The sequence below is a fragment of the Streptomyces sp. NPDC001443 genome (assembly GCF_053597355.1).
The window spans coordinates 15537-34439 of record NZ_JBSFIA010000050.1; the positions used below are offsets into that span (position 1 = coordinate 15537).

At 72.8% G+C, this 18903-nt stretch carries 16 protein-coding genes; 8 read left to right on the forward strand and 8 right to left on the reverse strand.

From position 1 onward, the window contains the following. Positions 1-20: 20 nt before the first annotated feature. The 3 genes from galE to idi all read left to right on the forward strand — a co-directional run bounded on the left by galE (position 21) and on the right by idi (position 2966). The gene (galE, locus tag ACWC24_RS36470) at positions 21-992 is read left to right on the forward strand and encodes a UDP-glucose 4-epimerase GalE (protein WP_450667208.1); all 972 of its coding nucleotides are present in this window, start codon (positions 21-23) and stop codon (positions 990-992) included. A 164-nt stretch (positions 993-1156) separates the two neighbouring features. Beyond that, entirely contained in the window at positions 1157-2119 is a 963-nt protein-coding gene (locus ACWC24_RS36475; protein ID WP_450667209.1) for a cation diffusion facilitator family transporter, read from the forward strand. 253 nt (positions 2120-2372) lie between these two features. Continuing rightward, complete coding sequence (idi, locus tag ACWC24_RS36480; RefSeq protein WP_450667210.1) at positions 2373-2966, forward strand: isopentenyl-diphosphate Delta-isomerase; 594 nt, start codon at positions 2373-2375, stop codon at positions 2964-2966. A 40-nt stretch (positions 2967-3006) separates the two neighbouring features. On the opposite strand, the gene ACWC24_RS36485 is transcribed toward idi, so the two are convergent. Then, positions 3007-3528 (reverse strand): ATP-binding protein, encoded by a 522-nt coding sequence (locus tag ACWC24_RS36485; protein ID WP_450667243.1) that lies wholly within the window; start codon positions 3526-3528, stop codon positions 3007-3009. A gap of 269 nt (positions 3529-3797) precedes the next feature. Here ACWC24_RS36485 and ACWC24_RS36490 point away from each other — a divergent pair, with 269 nt between their 5' ends. Then, positions 3798-4547: an enoyl-CoA hydratase/isomerase family protein gene (locus ACWC24_RS36490; protein ID WP_450667211.1), complete on the forward strand. Its 750-nt coding sequence runs from the start codon at positions 3798-3800 to the stop codon at positions 4545-4547. On the opposite strand, the gene ACWC24_RS36495 is transcribed toward ACWC24_RS36490, so the two are convergent. Together ACWC24_RS36495 and ACWC24_RS36500 are read right to left on the reverse strand one after the other, a co-directional pair. Beyond that, complete coding sequence (locus ACWC24_RS36495) at positions 4525-5169, reverse strand: DJ-1/PfpI family protein (RefSeq protein ID WP_450667212.1); 645 nt, start codon at positions 5167-5169, stop codon at positions 4525-4527. The two genes, ACWC24_RS36490 and ACWC24_RS36495, sit on opposite strands and share 23 nt — an antisense overlap. A 177-nt stretch (positions 5170-5346) precedes the next feature. Beyond that, a complete protein-coding gene (locus ACWC24_RS36500) occupies positions 5347-6312 on the reverse strand; it encodes a GlxA family transcriptional regulator (RefSeq protein ID WP_450667213.1) in 966 nt (321 codons plus the stop codon). A gap of 181 nt (positions 6313-6493) precedes the next feature. Here ACWC24_RS36500 and ACWC24_RS36505 point away from each other — a divergent pair, with 181 nt between their 5' ends. Continuing rightward, positions 6494-8923 (forward strand): Tex family protein, encoded by a 2430-nt coding sequence (locus ACWC24_RS36505; RefSeq protein ID WP_450667214.1) that lies wholly within the window; start codon positions 6494-6496, stop codon positions 8921-8923. A 123-nt stretch (positions 8924-9046) separates the two neighbouring features. Here ACWC24_RS36505 and ACWC24_RS36510 read toward each other — a convergent pair whose 3' ends face one another. Both ACWC24_RS36510 and ACWC24_RS36515 read right to left on the reverse strand, forming a co-directional pair. Continuing rightward, positions 9047-10687, reverse strand: a complete 1641-nt coding sequence (locus ACWC24_RS36510; RefSeq protein WP_450667215.1) for an ABC-F family ATP-binding cassette domain-containing protein — start codon at positions 10685-10687, stop codon at positions 9047-9049. A gap of 141 nt (positions 10688-10828) precedes the next feature. After that, positions 10829-11923 carry an oxidoreductase gene (locus tag ACWC24_RS36515; RefSeq protein WP_450667216.1) on the reverse strand — a complete coding sequence of 365 codons (1095 nt, stop codon included), beginning with the start codon at positions 11921-11923 and terminating at the stop codon, positions 10829-10831. Positions 11924-11989: 66 nt separating this feature from the next. Here ACWC24_RS36515 and ACWC24_RS36520 point away from each other — a divergent pair, with 66 nt between their 5' ends. Next, on the forward strand, positions 11990-12946 hold the full coding sequence (locus tag ACWC24_RS36520; RefSeq protein WP_450667217.1) for an FAD-dependent oxidoreductase: 957 nt from the start codon (positions 11990-11992) through the stop codon (positions 12944-12946). A gap of 27 nt (positions 12947-12973) precedes the next feature. Here ACWC24_RS36520 and ACWC24_RS36525 read toward each other — a convergent pair whose 3' ends face one another. Beyond that, positions 12974-14947, reverse strand: a complete 1974-nt coding sequence (locus ACWC24_RS36525) for a Xaa-Pro dipeptidyl-peptidase (protein WP_450667218.1) — start codon at positions 14945-14947, stop codon at positions 12974-12976. A 183-nt stretch (positions 14948-15130) separates the two neighbouring features. On the opposite strand from ACWC24_RS36525, the gene ACWC24_RS36530 reads away from it, so the two are divergent. Continuing rightward, positions 15131-16615, forward strand: a complete 1485-nt coding sequence (locus tag ACWC24_RS36530; protein WP_450667219.1) for a M1 family metallopeptidase — start codon at positions 15131-15133, stop codon at positions 16613-16615. Between the two features lie 52 nt (positions 16616-16667). Here the strand turns inward: ACWC24_RS36530 and ACWC24_RS36535 are convergent, their stop codons facing one another. Together ACWC24_RS36535 and ACWC24_RS36540 are read right to left on the reverse strand one after the other, a co-directional pair. Further along, the gene (locus tag ACWC24_RS36535; RefSeq protein ID WP_450667220.1) at positions 16668-17591 is read right to left on the reverse strand and encodes a PfkB family carbohydrate kinase; all 924 of its coding nucleotides are present in this window, start codon (positions 17589-17591) and stop codon (positions 16668-16670) included. Beyond that, a complete protein-coding gene (locus tag ACWC24_RS36540) occupies positions 17588-18076 on the reverse strand; it encodes a macro domain-containing protein (RefSeq protein ID WP_450667221.1) in 489 nt (162 codons plus the stop codon). Before ACWC24_RS36540 ends, ACWC24_RS36535 begins: the two co-directional genes overlap by 4 nt. Positions 18077-18158: 82 nt before the next feature. Here ACWC24_RS36540 and ACWC24_RS36545 point away from each other — a divergent pair, with 82 nt between their 5' ends. Next, positions 18159-18902, forward strand: coding sequence for a MerR family transcriptional regulator (locus tag ACWC24_RS36545; protein ID WP_450667222.1), 744 nt, complete (start codon positions 18159-18161; stop codon positions 18900-18902). Position 18903: the final 1 nt, after the last annotated feature.

An 18903-nucleotide genomic window follows, 5' to 3' on the forward strand; every position in this document is an offset into this window, starting at 1 on the left:
CCGGCATAGGGTGGGCGACCATGACATGGCTGATCACCGGCGGAGCCGGATACATCGGGGCGCATGTGGCACGGGCCATGGCCGAGGCCGGGGAACGGGTCGTGGCACTGGACGACCTGTCGGCGGGGGTGCCCACCCGGCTGCCGGCGGGCATCCCGCTGGTCCACGGCTCGACCGCGGACGGCGACCTGCTCAAGCGGGTCCTCGCCGAGCACGCGGTGACGGGTGTGGTGCATCTCGCGGCCCGCAAGCAGGTGGCGGAGTCCGTGGCGCAGCCCATGCGCTACTACCAGGAGAACCTGGGCGCTCTCGCCACGCTCCTCGATGCGGTCGCCGGGGCCGGGGTCGGACGGTTCCTGTTCTCGTCGTCCGCGGCCGTCTACGGAAACCCGGACGTGGACCTCATCACGGAGGACACCCCGTGCGCCCCGGTGAACCCCTACGGCGAGACCAAGCTCGCCGGGGAGTGGCTGGTGCGGGCGGCCGGCCGGGCGCACGGCATCGCGACGACCTGTCTGCGCTACTTCAACGTGGCGGGCGCGGCGGCCCCGGAACTGGCGGACACCGGGGTCTTCAACATCGTCCCCATGGTGTTCGACCGGCTCACCCGCGACGAGGCCCCGCGGATCTTCGGCGACGACTATCCGACGCCGGACGGCACCTGCGTCCGTGACTACATCCACGTCGCCGATCTCGCCGAGGCGCACCTCGCGGCGGCCCGCCGGCTGTCGGCGCCGGAGGCCTCGGGCGATCTGACGGTGAACATCGGCCGCGGCGAGGGCGTCTCCGTACGCGAGCTGGTCACGCTCATCGGCGAGGTCACGGGCGACGACCGTCCGGCGGTCGTCGAGCCCCGGCGCCCCGGGGACGCTCCCCGCGCGGTCGCCTCGGCGGTCCGGGCCGCGGACGAGCTCGGCTGGACGGCCCGGCGCGGGACGCGCGAGATGGTCGAGTCGGCCTGGCAGGGCTGGCGACTGCACCACCGCCGCTGAGCGCCACGGCCGCCGAACCCTCGGTCCAGGCGGCCGACCCGCCCTGACCTGCGCTTCGTTTGTGCAGGTCAGGGCACATGACAACGGTGTTCAGTGCCGCGTTGCCCGATACCCCCCACCCGTAGTTGACTGTGGTCCCGGGCGGATCACAGGAGGCGTTTCCCATGGGGGTAGGGCACGACCATGCTCACGGTCATGCGCACGGTCATGCGCACGGCCACGGCGCGCCGGCGACCGGGACGGCGGCCGCCGCGTACCGGGGCCGGCTGCGCGTGGCGCTGTCGATCACGCTCGCCGTCACGGTGGTGGAGATCGTCGGCGGGGTGCTCGCCGACTCCCTCGCGCTGGTCGCGGACGCGGCGCACATGGCGACAGACGCCCTGGGGCTGGGCATGGCCCTGGTGGCCATCCATGTCGCGAACCGGCCGGCCAGCCCCCACCGCACCTTCGGGTACGCCCGCGCCGAGATCCTCGCCGCGCTCGCCAACGGCCTACTGCTGCTCTGCGTCGGCGGATACGTCCTCTACGAGGCGGTCCAGCGCTTCTTCACGCCGGCCGACACCGAGGGCGGTCTCATGATCGTGTTCGGCCTGATCGGTCTGGTCGCCAACACCGTCTCGCTGCTGCTGCTGATGCGCGGCCAGCAGCACAGCCTGAACGTACGGGGGGCGTTCCTGGAGGTGGCGGCCGACGCGCTGGGGTCCGTGGCGGTGCTGATCTCGGCGACGGTGATCCTCACCACCGGCTGGCAGGCGGCCGACCCGATCGCCTCGCTCGTCATCGGTCTGATGATCGTGCCGCGAACGGTGAAGCTGCTGCGCGAGACCCTCGACGTGCTGCTGGAGGCGGCCCCGAAGAACGTCGACATGGCGGAGGTACGGGCCCACATACTCGCGCTGGACGGCGTCGAGAACGTGCACGACCTGCACGCCTGGACGATCACCTCGGGGATGCCGGTGCTGTCCGCGCACGTCGTGGTGCGCTCCGACGTACTGAACGCGATCGGCCACGAGAAGATGCTGCACGAACTCCAGGGCTGCCTGGGCGACCACTTCGACGTCTCGCACTGCACCTTCCAGCTGGAACCGGTCGGCCACGCGGAACACGAGGAACGGCTCTGCCACTGAGGCTGTCCCGGCGGTCCGGCGGGCGCGCGTCGTTCCTCGCGCGACCCGACGTCCGCGCGCCCCCCTTACGGGCGGTTCCCCGTTCACCCCGACGGGCACGATCACCTACCGGGCGCCCGGCTCACGGCGTCCGACCGGCGTCAGCCGTGTCCCGCGTCGCCCGGCACGGGACATGCGGTGGCGCCGTGAAGTGCCGGGAGTGCCGGATCCGTACGGCAGACTTGGGGCGCGAGGACCGATGCTAAGGATGGGTATGCCGATCACACCTGCCACCGCGAAGCACAGTGCGTCGAACGGCGCCGCGGACGCGATTCTGCTGGAACTGGTCGACGAGAACGGTGTGACGATCGGGACCGCCGAGAAGCTCGCCGCCCATCAGCCGCCGGGACAGCTCCATCGCGCGTTCTCGGTGTTCCTCTTCGACGAGCACGGCCGGCTGCTGCTCCAGCAGCGGGCGCCGGGCAAGTACCACTCCCCCGGCGTGTGGTCGAACACCTGCTGCGGCCACCCCTACCCCGGCGAGGCGCCGTTCGCGGCGGCGGCCCGGCGGACGTACGAGGAGCTCGGGGTCTCCCCGACGCTGCTCGCGGAGGCCGGCACGGTCCGTTACAACCACCCGGACCCGGACTCGGGCCTGGTCGAGCAGGAGTACAACCATCTGTTCGTCGGCCTGGTGCAGTCCACGCTGCGGCCGGACCCGGAGGAGGTCGGCGGGACCGCCTTCGTGAGCCCCGCCGAACTGGCGGAGCGGCACGCGAAGGACACGTTCTCCGCGTGGTTCATGACCGTGCTGGACGCCGCGCGGCCCGCCGTGCGGGAACTGACGGGAACCTCTGCGGGCTGGTGACCTCCCGGCCGGCTCGCCGACCGGCGCGCACGACCCGCGGTCAGTGCACCCGGACGGGCTTGAGCGGCAGGGCGGCCCAGATCACCTTGCCGCCGCTCGACGTGTGCTCGACGTCGCACACCCCGCCCGCCTCCAGGGTGATCTCACGGACCAGCAGCAGCCCGCGACCGCCCACCTGGGCGTGGTCGGCCTCCAGGGCGGTCGGACGGTAGGGGTGGTTGTCCTCCACCGACACCCGTACCCATTCGGCTCCGACGGCCACCTCCACGGCGAGCGTCGGCGACAGGAGCGCCGCGTGCTTGACGGCGTTCGTCACCAGCTCCGAGACGATCAGCAGCAGACCCTGGACGAGGTCGTCGGAAGCCGGTACGCCCTGGCGGTACAGCAGGTCCCGCACGGCGTGCCGCGCCTGCGGGACGGACGCGTCGAGAGCGGGGGCGGTGAACCGCCACACGCCCTCGTACGGCAGCGGATCGGTGGCTCTCGCCCCGAGGGGTTCGCCCGCCGCGCCCTCCGGTGCGTCTTCAGGACGTGGGCCCACCCCGCGCCCGTGGTTCTCCATCGTCCGGTCGCCACCCTTGCGCTCGATTGTCACCACACGTCGAGTGTTGGTAACGCAAAGCTCCACGCCGAAGACCTGAACAGAAGTCAGCGATTATCGATCACTTCTGACTCTTGATGACCAATTCAGTCACCTGAAAGGTCGAGTATTGCCCCGATCGTGCCAACTTCACGAACTATTCGGGTTGTACGTGTTTGTCGGGAAGGGTCGCGCGTCCGGCCCCGGACCGGCCGGCCGCACCCGTCCGGCCTGCGGCTACGATCCGCCGCATGGAGCCCCAGCTGCTGCACCGTGTCACCGAGTCGGTGGCCACCGTCGTCATCCACCACCCGGCCAAGCGCAACGCCATGACCGCCGCGATGTGGCGGGCACTGCCGCCGCTGCTGGACACCCTGGCCGCCGATCCGGACGTACGGGCCCTGGTCCTGACCGGCGAGGGCGACACGTTCTGCGCCGGAGCCGACATCTCCACCCTCAAGGGCTCGCCCGCGGAGGCCCAGGGGCTGGCCGTGCTCGCCGAGGAGGCGCTGGCCGCCTTCCCCAAGCCGACGCTCGCGGCGGTACGGGGGCACTGCGTGGGCGGTGGCTCGCAGCTCGCGGCGGCCTGCGATCTGCGGTTCGCCGAGGAGGACGCGCTGTTCGGGGTGACCCCGGCGAAGCTGGGGATCGTCTACCCCTCCTCCTCGACCAGGCGGCTGGCGTCGCTGATCGGTCCGGCCGCCACCAAGTACCTGCTGTTCTCGGGCGAGCTGATCGACACGGCGCGGGCGCTGCGGACGGGCCTGGTCGACGAGGTGCTGCCCGCGGGCGGACTCGACAAGCGGGTCGCCGAGTTCACCCGCGTCCTGGTCTCGCGCTCCCGGCTCACCCAGGCCGCGGCGAAGGAGTTCGCGGACGGACGCACCGACCGGGACGCCCACTGGGCCGAGCAGGCCCGCGCAGCCGACGACACCGCGGAGGGCGTCGCCGCGTTCCTGGAGCGCAGGCAGCCGCGCTTCACCTGGACTGCGTCAGGATGAACCGGCTGTTCCGGCGGAACTCCTCGACCAGGTGCGCGGGCGCCTTCTGCGGGGATCCCGCGTCGTAGGGCGGCTGCGGGTCGTACTCGGTCAGCAGCTGTACGGCCTGCGCGTGCTCGTCGCCGGCGATCCGGCCGAGCAGGGTGAGGCCCATGTCGATGCCGGCGGAAACACCGGCGGCGGTGACGTACTTGCCGTCGAACACGACCCGCTCGCCCGTGGGCTCGGCGCCGAACCGGTCCAGGTGCTCCAGGGCCAGCCAGTGGGAGGTCGCGCGACGGCCCCGGAGGAAACCGGCGGCGGCCAGCAGCAGGGAGCCGCTGCACACCGAGGTCGTCCAGGTGCTGGTCGTGTCCGCCGTGCGCAGCCAGCCGAGGAGGACCTCGTTGTCCATCTGCGAGGTCTGCCCGGGGCCGCCCGGGACGACCACGATGTCGGGGTGCGGCACGTCCGCGAGGGTGCGGTCGGCGACAAGGGCGAGGCTCCCGGTGTCGGAGCGGACCGGGCCGGTGTGTTCGGCCACGAAGACGGTGTCGGCGTCCGGCAGCCGGCCGAGAGTCTCGTACGGGCCCACGGCGTCGAGGGCGGTGAAACGGTCGAAGAGCAGGATGGCGATCTGCATCGAATGGCCTTTCTTTTCTTTCGGACGGGGGAGCGGGCTCGGCTCGGGTCAGGGGTGGTGAGTGGATGACGGCCGCCGTCGAGGGCGGCGAACGGTGCCCGGTGCGGGGCCCGGGGCCGGGCAACGACCGGCCCGGGGCCGGTCGCGGGTGGCGTGGCAGTGGCCGGTCCGGGCCGGTCAGCGGGTGGCGCGGGCCGGGCGGAAGCGGCGCCGGTACTCGGCCGGTGAGGTGCCGAGCGTCCTGACGAACGCGCGCCGCATGGCCTCGGCGGTGCCGTAGCCGCTGGCGCGGGATATCTCCTCGACCCCGTCCCCGGTGTCCTCCAGCAGGCGGCGGGCGTGTTCGAGGCGCACCCGGTCGACGTACCGGCCGGGGGTCGTGCCGGTCTCGGCCCGGAAGGCGCGGGCGAAGTGGCGCGGCGAGAGGGCCGCGCGGGCGGCCAGCGACTCCACGCTCAGGTCCCCGGCCGGATGCTCGGTGATGTACTGCTGGACGTCGCGCAAGGGCTCCCGTCGTGCCGTCTGGGCGGCGAGCTGTGCGCTGAACTGGGCCTGGTTCCCCGGCCGGCGCAGGAAGACCACGAGATGACGGGCGACCCGCAGCGCGACCTCCCGGCCCAGGTCCTCCTCCACCAGGGCGAGCGCCAGGTCGATGCCGGCGGTGACACCGGCCGAGGTGGCGACCCGCCGGTCCCGTACGTAGATGGGGTCGGGGTCCACCTCGACCGCCGGGTGGTCGCGGGCGAGCTTGTCGCAGTAGGCCCAGTGGGTCGTGGCGCGGTGTCCGTCCAACAGGCCCGCCGCCGCGAGCAGGATCGCCCCGGTGCAGACGGAGACCAGGCGCTCGGCCCGCGGCGCGAGCGCGCGCAGCCGGTCGACCAGGCGGGCGTCGGCCTCGCGGGTGCCCGCGCCGCCGGGCACGAGGAGGGTGTGCGGGTCGTCGGCCGGATCCGTGAGGGCCCCGTCGGGTACCAGGGTCAGCCCGCTGGAGGTGCGGACCGGCCCGCCGTCCAGGGAGGCGGTACGGATGCGGTAGCTGCCCGGGGTGTGGCTCTCCGCACCCGCGAAGACCTCGACCGGGCCGGTGACGTCAAGGCTCTGCACGCCGTCGAAGAGGACGACGAGAACGGTTCGCTGCGCCATGGGTCCGAGTCTCGGCGGGCCCGGCGACGGCCGCAACGACGGGTTTCCCACCTTTCCTGCCATCGGCCGTCGGCGGCCGATCCGACGCGACACCGCGGCGTCGTCCCGCCTTGCTCCCCCGTTGTCGGCACCACCTGCCACAATTGCCGCGCAACCTCAGTGGAGAAGGCGGTACGGGATCGTGACGACACCCGGGTCCATCGAAGTAGGGTCCATCGAAGGCAGGATCGCCGAGGAGCTCGGCGTACGGGAGCGGCAGGTCAAGGCTGCCGTCGAGCTGCTCGACGGCGGTGCGACGGTGCCCTTCGTCGCCCGCTACCGCAAGGAAGCGACCGAGATGCTCGACGACGCGCAGCTGCGCACGATCGAGGAGCGGCTGCGCTATCTGCGGGAGCTGGAGGAGCGGCGGACGGCGATCCTGGAGTCGGTGCGCGAGCAGGGCAAGCTCACCGACGAGCTCCGGGCGCAGATCCTGGCGGCCGAGACCAAGGCGCGCCTGGAGGACATCTACCTGCCGTACAAGCCCAAGCGGCGCACCAAGGCGCAGATCGCGCGCGAGGCGGGTCTGGAGCCGCTGGCCGACGGCCTGCTCGGCGACCCGGCCGTGGCCCCCCTCGCGGCGGCCGCCGCGTTCGTCGACGCCGACAAGGGTGTCGCCGATGCGCAGGCCGCGCTGGACGGCGCCCGCGCGATCCTCACCGAGCGGTTCTCCGAGGACGCCGACCTCGTCGGCGAGCTGCGCGAACGCATGTGGGTGCGCGGGCGGCTGGCCGCCAGGGTGCGGGAGGGCAAGGAGGAGGCGGGCGCCAAGTTCGCCGACTACTTCGACTTCGCCGAGCCGTTCACCGAGCTGCCCTCGCACCGGATCCTGGCGATGCTGCGCGGCGAGAAGGAGGAGGTCCTCGACCTCGTCCTGGAGCCGGAGGAGCCGACGGACGGCCCGAGCTCGTACGAGGGGACCGTCGCCCACCGCTTCGGCATCGCCGACCGCGGGCGGCCCGGTGACAAGTGGCTGACGGACACGGTCCGCTGGGCCTGGCGCACCCGGCTGCTGGTGCACCTGGGCATCGACCTCAGGCTGCGGCTGCGCACGGCCGCCGAGGACGAGGCGGTGAACGTCTTCGCGGCGAACCTGCGGGACCTGCTGCTGGCCGCCCCGGCGGGCACGCGCGCGACGCTGGGCCTCGACCCCGGTTTCCGTACGGGCGTGAAGGTGGCCGTGGTCGACGCGACCGGCAAGGTGGTGGCGACCGACGTCATCTACCCGCACGTCCCGGCCAACAAGTGGGACGAGGCCCTCGCGAAGCTGGCCCGGCTGGCCGGGGAGCACGCGGTCGAGCTGATCGCCATCGGCAACGGCACGGCGTCCCGCGAGACCGACAAGCTCGCCGGTGACCTCATCACCAGGCACCCGGAGCTGAAGCTCACCAAGGTGATGGTGTCGGAGGCGGGCGCGTCCGTGTACTCGGCCTCCGCGTTCGCCTCGCAGGAACTGCCCGACATGGACGTGTCGCTGCGCGGCGCGGTCTCCATCGCGCGCCGGCTCCAGGACCCGCTGGCCGAGCTGGTGAAGATCGACCCCAAGTCCATCGGTGTCGGCCAGTACCAGCACGACCTGTCCGAGGTGAAGCTGTCGCGCTCGCTGGACGCGGTGGTCGAGGACTGTGTGAACGGCGTCGGCGTGGACGTGAACACGGCGTCCGCCCCGCTGCTGTCGCGGGTGTCCGGCATCTCCTCGGGGCTGGCCGAGAACATCGTGGCGCACCGGGACGCGAACGGGCCGTTCAGGTCCCGTGCCCAGCTCAAGGGCGTGGCCCGGCTCGGTCCCAAGGCCTACGAGCAGTGCGCGGGCTTCCTGCGGATCCGCGGCGGCGACGACCCGCTGGACACCTCCAGCGTGCACCCGGAGGCGTACCCGGTGGTGCGGCGCATGGTGAAGACCTCGGGGCAGGAGGTGGCCTCGCTGGTCGGCAACACCTCGGTGCTGCGTTCGCTCAGGCCGGACGACTTCGTGGACGAGAAGTTCGGTCTGCCGACGGTGACCGACATCCTGAGGGAGCTGGAGAAGCCGGGGCGCGACCCGCGGCCCGCGTTCAGGACGGCGACCTTCAAGGAGGGCGTCGAGAAGATCTCCGACCTGTCCTCGGGGATGATCCTGGAAGGGGTCGTCACGAACGTCGCGGCCTTCGGGGCGTTCATCGACGTCGGCGTCCACCAGGACGGTCTGGCGCACGTCTCCGCGTTGTCGCGGACGTTCGTGAAGGACCCGCGGGACGTGGTGAAGCCCGGTGACATCGTCAAGGTGAAGGTCCTCGACGTGGACATCCCGCGCAAGCGGATCTCGCTGACGCTGCGGCTGGACGACGAGGCGGCGGCGCAGGACGGCGAGCAGCGGCAGGGCGGCGGCGGCCGTCAGCAGCGCGGCGGCCGTCCGCCCCAGCAGCGCCAGGGGCAGCAGCGGCAGGGGCAGGGGCAGCAAGGACGGCAGGGCCAGGGTCGTGCCGGTGGCGGCGGTGGCGGTGGCCGGCCGGCTCCCGCCCCCGCCAACAGCGCGATGGCCGACGCGCTGCGCCGGGCCGGGCTGCTCGACCCGAAGAAGGGCAAGGGCTGACACGGCGAAGGGCCCGGCCCCGGAGCTGTCCGGGGCCGGGCCCCTCGGCGCACTGCCACCTCGGTGTACGGCGGCCGTACGGGCGTCGGCGCCTCGTCGGCCCGACGTACGGCGGCGCGTGCGTCAGCGTTCCGTCACCTTGCCGTCGGCGACCTCCAGGCGGCGGGTGACCTGGACCGCGTCGAGCATCCGGCGGTCGTGGGTGACCAGCAGGAGCGTGCCCTCGTAGGCGTCCAGGGCGGACTCGAGCTGCTCGATCGCCGGCAGGTCGAGGTGGTTCGTCGGCTCGTCGAGCACCAGGAGGTTGACCCCCCGGCCCTGGAGCAGGGCCAGCGCGGCGCGGGTGCGCTCGCCGGGTGACAGGCTCGACGCCTGACGCAGCACGTGGTCCGACTTCAGACCGAACTTGGCCAGCAGCGTACGGACCTCGACCGGTTCGGTGTCGGGCACGGCCGCGCAGAACGCGTCCAGCAGGGACTCCGTGCCGAGGAACAGCCCGCGGGCCTGGTCGACCTCGCCGACCAGGACACCGGGGCCCAGGGCGGCGTGTCCGGCGTCCAGCGGGATCCGGCCGAGGAGCGCGCCGAGCAGGGTCGACTTGCCAGCGCCGTTCGCGCCGGTGACCGCGACCCGGTCCGCCCAGTCGATCTGGAGCGACACCGGTCCGAACGTGAAGTCCCCGCGCCGCACCTCGGCGTCCCGCAGGGTCGCCACCACCGCGCCCGAGCGCGGCGCCGTGGCGATCTCCATGCGCAGCTCCCACTCCTTGCGCGGTTCCTCGACGGTCTCCAGCCGCTCGATCATGCGCTGGGTCTGCCGGGCCTTCGCGGCCTGCTTCTCGCTGGCCTCGCTGCGGAACTTGCGGCCGATCTTGTCGTTGTCGTTGTTCGCCTTGCGCCGGGCGTTCTTGACGCCCTTGTCCATCCAGGAGCGCTGCATCTGCGCGCGGTCCTGGAGGGCGGCCCGCTTGTCGGCGTACTCCTCGTAGTCCTCGCGGGCGTGCCTGCGGGCGACGTCCCGCTCCTCCAGATAGGCCGCGTAGCCGCCGCCGTAGAGGTTCACCTGCTGCTGGGCGAGGTCGAGTTCCAGGACCTTGGTCACGGTGCGGGTGAGGAACTCGCGGTCGTGGCTGACGACGACGGTGCCCGCGCGCAGGCCGCTCACGAAGCGCTCCAGGCGCTCCAGGCCGTCGAGGTCGAGGTCGTTGGTGGGCTCGTCGAGCAGGAAGACGTCGTACCGGGACAGCAGCAGCGAGGCGAGGCCCGCGCGGGCGGCCTGGCCGCCGGACAGGGACGTCATCGGCTGGTCCAGGCCGATGCCGAGGCCGAGCGAGTCGGCGACCTCCTCGGCCCGCTCCTCGAGGTCGGCGCCGCCGAGGTCGAGCCAGCGCTCCAGGCTCGTCGCGTAGGCGTCGTCGGCCCCCGGGGCGCCGTCGACCAGGCCCTGGGTGGCCTCGTCCATCGCCAGCTGGGCGGCGGCGACCCCGGTGCGGCGGGCGAGAAACTCGCGCACGCTCTCGCCGGGCCGCCGCTCGGGTTCCTGCGGCAGGTGTCCGACGGTCGCGGTCGGCGGGGAGAGCCTGAGCTCGCCCTGCTCGGGGGTGCTCAGACCGGCGAGCAGGCGCAGCAGGGTGGACTTGCCCGCGCCGTTGGCACCGACGAGACCGATCACGTCACCGGGTGCGACGACGAGGTCGAGCCCGGTGAAGAGCGAGCGGTCGCCGTGTCCGGCGGCGAGGTTCTTGGCGACGAGGGTGGCAGTCATCAGGTCGTCGATCCTAGTGGCCCGTCGGCGGGGCGTGCTTCGCGCGGCGGGCGGGCGGTGGCGGGAATCACGACGGCGGCAGCGGGCCTCCGGCCCGGCAGTCGCGTTGGTCACGGTCGCCCGGCGGCGAGGCGGTGCCGGTCAGCCGGGCAGCGCCGCCACCAGGACGCTCCCCGACGTCCTGGCCACCACGAAGCAGGCGCCCCGGACCGCCTCGGGGTCCAGGGCGATGCGGTGCCGGCCGGGTTCCAGGATGCCGTCGAAGAGCTCGTGGGTACGGGTGCGGGAGAGCCGGTCGAGACGGTAGGCGGTGAGGCGGACCCGGCAGGACGAGGTCACCTCGACGTCGGCCCCGCCGTCGGCGGCGGCCAGCCCGGTCAGCCGGCGCTGGTCGGCGGGGCTGCGGTCGAGGGCGTGCTCGATCCGGGCGACCAGGAGCGCGACGATGGGGGCCGGGCCGTCGACGTACGCGACGTCGAGCCCGGCGCGGTCGAAGGCGTCGCGTACGGCCGCGCGTTGCCCGACGCCGACCGTGGCGCCGAAGACGACGGCGCCGTACGCGCGCAGTTCGTCGGCGGGCACGCCCTGCGCGTCGCGGGTGATGTCGGCGCCGATGCCGATGATGCGCAGGGCCGCGGCGAGTCTGGCCAGGAAGGCGACCCGGGCGCCGATCAGCAGCACACGGCGGCCCGTACGGGCGAAGGCGTCATGCCGGTCCCGGCCGCGTTCGCCGTCGCCGCCGTCGGCTCCGATGCCGATGGCGACGTCCGCGTCCGCGTCGGCGAGCAGCGCGTGCAGGGCCGCGCGGTACTCGTGGCCCCGGAAGCGGAAGGGGCCGATGCCGTGGTAGCCGTCGAGCCCCAGGTCGACGTCCGGCCGCGTCTGCCAGGCGAAGTCCCGCCAGACGTAGTCGTCGTCGTGGGCGTCGATGACGGCGGTGACCGCGCCGCACGCGAGGTCCGCGCACTCGGGGCAGCCGTAGATGACGTACCGTCCGCCGGGCAGCGGTGCCCCCGCCTCCAGCAGCAGACCGCGGACCTGCTCGGTGAAGATCGCGGGCGGTACGTCGGAGGCGAGCGGGGAGACGGCGTCGAGGTCGCAGAGCCGGTGCAGCAGCGGGCGTCCGTCGACGACGAAGTCGAGGAAGTCCCGGTGGACCTGGTATGCGCCGTCGGCGAGCATCGCGCCGGCGCGCGTCGCCGGGGCCAGGCCGAAGGTCGCGTACGCGGCAGACATGGTGTGAGTATCCCCAGCGCGGGGACGTTCTGAGCACGGCATGACATATTCCGCTAACGTCCCCGCGTGACCCAGGGATCGAATGACGAAGTGATCGTGATCGGCGGCGGAGTGATCGGGCTGACGACGGCCGTCGTCCTGGCCGAGAGCGGCCGCCGGGTGCGGGTGTGGACGCGCGATCCGGTCGAGCGGACCACCTCGGCGGTCGCGGGCGCGCTGTGGTGGCCGTACCACATCGAGCCGGTCGCCTCGGCGCGGGCCTGGGCGCTGCGCTCGCTGGAGGTGTACGAGGAGCTCGCCGAACGGCCCGGGGAGACCGGCGTGCGCCTGGTCGACGGGGTGCTGGGCGAGACGGCCCTGGACGAGGTGGCCGGCTGGGCGTCCGCCCGGCTGCCCGGTCTGCGCGCGTCGACGCCGGACGAATACGCCGGGACGGGCGTACGGGCCCGGCTGCCGCTGGTCGACATGGCGGCGTACCTTCCCTGGCTGCGGGGGCGGTTGCTGCGGGCGGGCGGCTCGGTCGAGGAGCGCACGGTGTCCGACCTGACGGAGGCGGACGCTCCGGTCGTGGTCAACTGCACCGGGCTGGGCGCCCGTGACCTGGTGCCGGATCCGGCGGTACGGCCCGTGCGGGGGCAGTTGGTCGTCGTGGAGAACCCCGGCGTCGACGACTGGCTCGTCAGCACGGATCCGGCCGGCGAGATGGCGTACTTCTTCCCGCAGCCGGGCCGGCTGCTGCTCGGCGGCACGGCGCAGGACGACGTCTGGTCGGCCGAGCCCGATCCGGCGGTGGCGGCGGCGATCGTCCGGCGGTGCGCCGCGCTGCGGCCGGAGATCGCCGGTGCCCGGGTGCTGGGGCACCGGGTGGGGCTGCGGCCCGTCCGGGAGACGGTGCGGCTGGAGCGCGCGCCGCTGCCGGACGGGCGGGTGCTGGTCCATCACTACGGTCATGGCGGCGCGGGTGTGACGGTGGCCTGGGGGTGCGCCGAGGAGGCGGCCGCGCTGGCGGCCGCCTCCCGCTGAGCCGCTGCGGAAGCCGGCTTCGCGTCGCTACGGGATCCGGTGGACGGCCGACGGCTCCCGTACGCCGGCCGGGGTCGTGGCACCGGTCGTGAGCGGCGCCGGCCGCGCGGAGACCGGTGCGGAGTACGCCGATCCTGCCGTGGCCTTGGCGAACGCGGCCGCGCCGCCGACGAACGGCACCCGGGCCGAGGTGCGGGACAGGTCCAGGGCGAGGGTCGGGGTGGTGGACGGCGGGTCGATGAGGTCGCGGTCCGTGCCCGCCACGATCAGTGCCAGCCGGTGGCCCGCGGGCACCACGTGGTCGGTGGCGGCCAGGTCCAGGGTGATCGTGTAGGTCCGGCCCGGGGTGAGCGGGACGCCGTGCCGGGCGGAGGCGTAATGGCCGAGATCGGCCCAGCCGCGGCTGAGGACCGTGAAGCCGACGTCGGCGGTCTTCGCCCGGGTCTCCTTGAAGCAGGCGCTGTCGCCCGCGCTGCTCGCGCCCCAGCAGGTGCGGTCGGTGAGGGTGGTGATGCCCTCGCCGCTCGCCGCGTAGTCGCGGACGGTGTCCGGGCCGAGATCGACCAGGACGGCCGTGAGATGGGCCGAGGCGGTCGTCGGGGTCGCGGCGACGGTGACCTTCGAGGAGCCGGACAGCCGCAGGTCCGCGGTGAGCGGCCCGGTGACGAACCCGGCCTTCTCGGACGTGGCGGTGTCGATCCGTGCCGCCCAGTCGCTCTCGTCGAGCCGCGGGTCGTCGGTGAAGGTCTCGGTGCCGGTGCCGCGCTTCAGGCCCAGGGTGCCGACGCCTGCCGTGGAACCGGCCGCGGGGCGCAGGGTGGTCGCCCGGGTGTCGCGCGGGGGCCAGACCGTGGAGGTGGCCCACTGGTCGGGGTGGCGTTCGATGTCGGCCATGGGTTCGCGGTCGATGCCGTTGTCGTAGCCGAGGAGTTCGTGGTCGAACCAGCGGTGCAGGGTGTCGACCCAGGCGGCGCGGCGGAAGTCGAACGGGTCGACGTGGCCGGTCTGGGAGAGCCAGATCTTGCGTTCGACGCCGTTGCGGGCGAGGGCGTCCCACCACTGGCCGAAGTTCTTGGTGCGGACGTTGAGGTCCTGCATGCCGTGGACCAGGAAGACGCTCGCCCGTACCCGGCCGGCGTCCTTGACGTAGTCGCGCTCGGTCCACAGACCGGTCCAGTCGCCGGTGCGCGGGGCCTGGTCGACGAGTTTCCGCTGGACGGCGGCGCACCTGGTGCGGGCGTCGGGGCTGTCGACGTAGTCCGAGAGCCAGTCGGGGCCCGAGTCGTAGAGCGGGGCGCCCTGGGCGAAGTAGTAGTCGTACCAGGAGGAGATGGCGCTGATCGGGACGATCGTCCTCAGTCCCCTGACGCCGGTGGCGGCGACGCCGTTGGCGATGGTGCCGTCCCAGCTCTTGCCGATCATGCCCGTTCTGCCGTTGGTCCAGCCCGCCTTCACCGTGGTCGTCCCGGTGCGGGTGGTGTACGCCCTGGCCCGTCCGTTGAGCCAGTCGATCACCGCCTTGGCGGACTGGACGTCGGAGCGGCCGCCGACGTCCACGCAGCCGTCGGAGCGGTTGGTGCCGGCGAGGTCGACGCCGACGAAGGCGTAGCCGCGGGGCACGAAGTAGTTGTCGTAGAACAGCGGCATCTGGACGACGTGGCCGGCGGCGTCGTAGGTCTTCAACTGGCTCTCGTTGCCGCGGCCGCAGCAGGAGTAGTAGGGACTGGCGTCCATGATGACGGGCACTTTGCGGCCCTCGCGGGCGGGTTCGGCGGGCCGGACGATGTCGGCGGCGACCCGGTCGGCCTTTCCGTCGCCGTCCGAGTCGAGGCCGGTGTCCACCCAGACGGCCTCACGGATGGCGTCGGCGTACGAGTAGACGGGTTGGCTCTCCCGCGCGGCGGCCCGGGCGGCCGCGGGGGTGAGGAAGGCAGCCATCAGGGCTGCGACGGCCAGGGTCGCGAGCGTTCTCCAGGTCATGAAGCGCGTGCGTTTCGGCATGCGCGGACGTTACCCCGGTCAACTCCCTTACAGAAGAGGACAGCTGAGTGGTCGTCGGGTCGCGTGTGGATACATGTCGGCCGAATGGCGATCGTGTGACACGAGGGGCGGTGGACAACCCTGCGGCCACCGGGACTGAATAGGCTCCGAACAGACCTCATGTCCCGACTACTTGGAGTTCTCGTGCACCGCAGAATCTTCGTGCCGGGCGTGCTCGCGGCGGCCTCTCTCCTGCTGGCGATCCCGGCCTCGGCCGCAGGCTACGCACCCGGCGCCCCGGGCATCGGCGATCCCTATTACCCGTACTACGGCAACGGCGGTTACGACGTCTCCCACTACGACCTGCGGCTGACCTACCGGCCGGCGACGGACGAGCTGGAGGGCACGGCGACCATCGAGGCGCGGACCACGCAGGATCTGTCCAGCCTCGACCTGGACTTCCTGCTGGACGTGAGCGAGGTGCGGGTCGACGGAGCCAAGGCGGCCTTCGCCGCCTCCGGTCAGCACGAGCTGGTGATCACCCCGAAGACCCCGCTCGCGAAGGGCACGCCGGTCACCCTGGTGATCCGCTACCGCGGGGTGCCGTCGACGAAGAGCGCCTACGGGTTCAGCACCTGGCACCGCACACCCGACGGCGCGGTCGCGGCCGACGAGCCCGAGTCCGCCTGGTGGTGGTTCCCGAGCAACGACCACCCGCTGGACAAGGCGACCTACGACGTGTCGGTGGCCGTGCCGGACGGCACTCAGGCGATCTCCAACGGCACCCTCCAGTCCACGGTGTCGAAGCTGGGCTGGACCCGCTACAACTGGCGGTCCGCCAAGCCGCAGGCGACCTATCTGACGACCCTGGCGATCGGGAAGTTCGACGTCACGACGGGCACGTCCGAGGGCGGTGTCCCGGTCGTCAACGCCTACAGCGCGGACCTCGGCGACAACGACGGGGCGGCGCGGGCGAGCGTGGAGCGCACCGGCGAGCTCGTCGACTGGCTGAGCGGCTATTTCGGGCCGTATCCCTTCAGCTCGGCGGGCGGCTACGTACCGAACACGACCACCGGGTTCGCACTGGAGACCCAGACCCGCGTCTACTACAGCCCACGGCAGTTCGCGAACGGCTCCAACACCTCGGTGGTCGTGCACGAGCTGGCCCACCAGTGGTACGGCGACTCCGTGTCCCTCAAGGGCTGGAAGGACATCTGGATCAACGAGGGGTTCGCGCGCTACGCGCAGTGGCTGTGGTCCGAGCACGAGGGCGAGGGCACCACCCGCGAACTCGCCGACTACGTGTACGCCTCGCACCCGGCCGACGACGCGTTCTGGACCGTGAAGCCCGGGGACCCGGGCCCGGACGACCAGTTCGACCTCGCCGTCTACGACCGGGGCGCCCTGGCGATCCAGGCGCTGCGGGACGAGATCGGCGACGACGCGTTCTTCGCGGTCCTGAAGGGCTGGCCGCAGGAGCACGCGTACGGCAACGCGTCGGTCGACGACTTCCGGGCGTACGCCGAGCGGGTGTCCGGGAAGTCGCTCGCGGCCCTGTTCGACACCTGGCTGTTCCAGCCGTCGAAGCCGGCCGCGCCGACGGCCTCCCTCGCGCGGACCGCCCGGCCTCCCGCGCAGCCCGCGTCGTGGAAGGGCATCGAGGCCACGAACGACGTGCACGGTCGCTGACCGCTCACGCGGGCGCGGACACCCGGGGCGGGAACCCCGGGTGTCCGAGGGCCTACCGTGCGGTGGTGCCCGCCTCCGACGCGGCGACCCGGGCGAGGAGTTCGTCCCGGCCGATCGCGTCGGCCACGGTGGCCGGCACGGTGCAGGCGTGGGCGCCGGCCACCGCGCCGTACCGGGCGCAGCGCTGCGGTGCCTCGCGGTTCAGCCAGCCGAACAGGAACGCGGCGGCGAAGGCGTCGCCGGCGCCGTTGGAGTCCACCACGGGCGACGCGGGCGTGGCCGCCGGTACGCGGGTCAGCTCGTCGTCGGCGAGCAGATAGGCACCCTCGGCTCCGGCCATGGCCACGACCACCTCGGCCCGGCCCCGGTCGACGATGCGGCGCATGGTCCGCTCGGGGTCGGCGAGCGCGGTGGTGGACAGGAAGACGACGTCCGCCGCGTACGCGAACGCCTCGTGGTAGGGGTTCGCACCGTCCCAGTTGTGCAGGTCGGTGGAGATGCTCACACCGGCCTCGCGCAGCACGGGCAGGGCGTGGTCGCACGGCTGGGTGATGGACACGTGCGCGTGCCTGCTGGCCTCGGCCAGGGCCCGGACCGTGGCCTCCGGGAGGCGGTCGTCGGGGTGGCCGCGGCTGCTGTCGTACAGGGAGAGGCGGCGGCCGTCCGGGCTCACCAGGTTCACGGCGCGTTTGGTGCCGGCGGGCTGCGGGATCGCGGTGAGGGGGATGCCCTTCTCCCGGTGCAGGGCGCGCACGAGTTCGCCCTCGGGGTCGTCGCCGAGCATGTCCAGGTGGTGGGTGCGCAGACCGAGCGCGCTCAGGCCGAGGGCGACGAAGTCCCCCGTCTGTCCGGCGCGGGCCCGGATCCCGCTCTCGATCATGTAGCTGTCGGCGTACGGGAGCGGCAGCTCCGGCACGTACACGATCGTGTCCACGCCCGCTCCGCCCAGCACCAGGACGTCGGTGTCACGGCTCAACTCGCCATCTCCCCATGGTCGTACACCGTCACTCGGATGCCCCGGCGCACCAGCCGCTCCTCCACGAGCGGCTCGACGCGGGACCACTTGCCACCCGCCAGCCCGCAGCCTATCCGGGGCATGTGCACCGACGCGTCCAGTTCGATCACCCGGTCGGCCAGCCGTCCAAGGGCCGTGTCGATCGCCTCGTAGCGCACGGGGACGCCCTTGCTGCCGGATCTGGTGCCGTGCTGGCCGATCATGTTGGCCACCCACACATACGGTTCGACCCGGACGAGTCGCAGCGCGCCCAGGCCGAAGTCGTTCGACGCGCGGGCGCGGTGCCAGGCGCGGTAGGACGCCTCCGGCTCGGGCCAGCGGCGGGACACGGCCAGGACGAAGCCCTTGCCCCAGCCGCCCATGTCGTTGCAGACATGGGCGATCACCTTGACACCCCGCCCCGCCGGAACGGTGGCGTCTCCCCGGACGTACATGATCCCCGACATGCCGCCACCGTAGGCGACGGCACTGACAACGCCGTCGCACCAGGACTGTCACAGCGGGAGTGGGACAGCGATACTGCTACGCATGACGACCGATGCCGGGGAGCAGGAGCCGACCCTCACCATCGACGAGTTGGCCGCCCGCACGGGGGTCACCGTGCGCACGGTGCGTTTCTACGGCACCAAGGGTCTGCTGCCGCCGCCGGAGATCGGTCCGCGCCGGGTGGGGCACTACGGCCGGGAGCACCTCGCCCGGCTGGCGCTGATCGAGGAGTTGCAGCACCAGGGCATGACGCTCGCGGCGATCGAGCGGTACCTGAGCCGGCTGCCCTCGGACCTGAGCGCGCAGGACCTCGCGCTGCACCGCGCGGTGGTCGCCTCCTGGGCGCCGGACGCGGTGGAGCCGGTGTCCCGTGCGGAGCTGGGGCGCCGGGCGGGACGGCCGCTGGCCGAGGAGGACGTGGACCGGCTGGTGGCGATGGACGTCGTCGAGCGGACGGAGGACGGCTACCGCGTCGACCTCGGGCTGTTGCGGCTCGGGGTGGAGCTGTTGGACGTACCGCTGGCCGAGGAGTCCGTCCTCGCGGCCAGGAAGGTGCTCCTGGAGCACTCGCGGGCGGCGGCGCACGAACTGTCCCGGCTGTTCCGCGGCGAGGTCGGACAGCGCGACGCCCGCGCGGTGAAGGAGCTGTCCGCGCACATGCAGCCGCTGATCGTGCAAGCGCTGCTGACCACGTTCCAGCGGTCGCTCAGGGAGGAGCTGCGCGAGTGGCTCCCGGACCCGTCCGCGACCGGCACCCTCCCGGACCCGTCCGCGACCGGCACCTGAG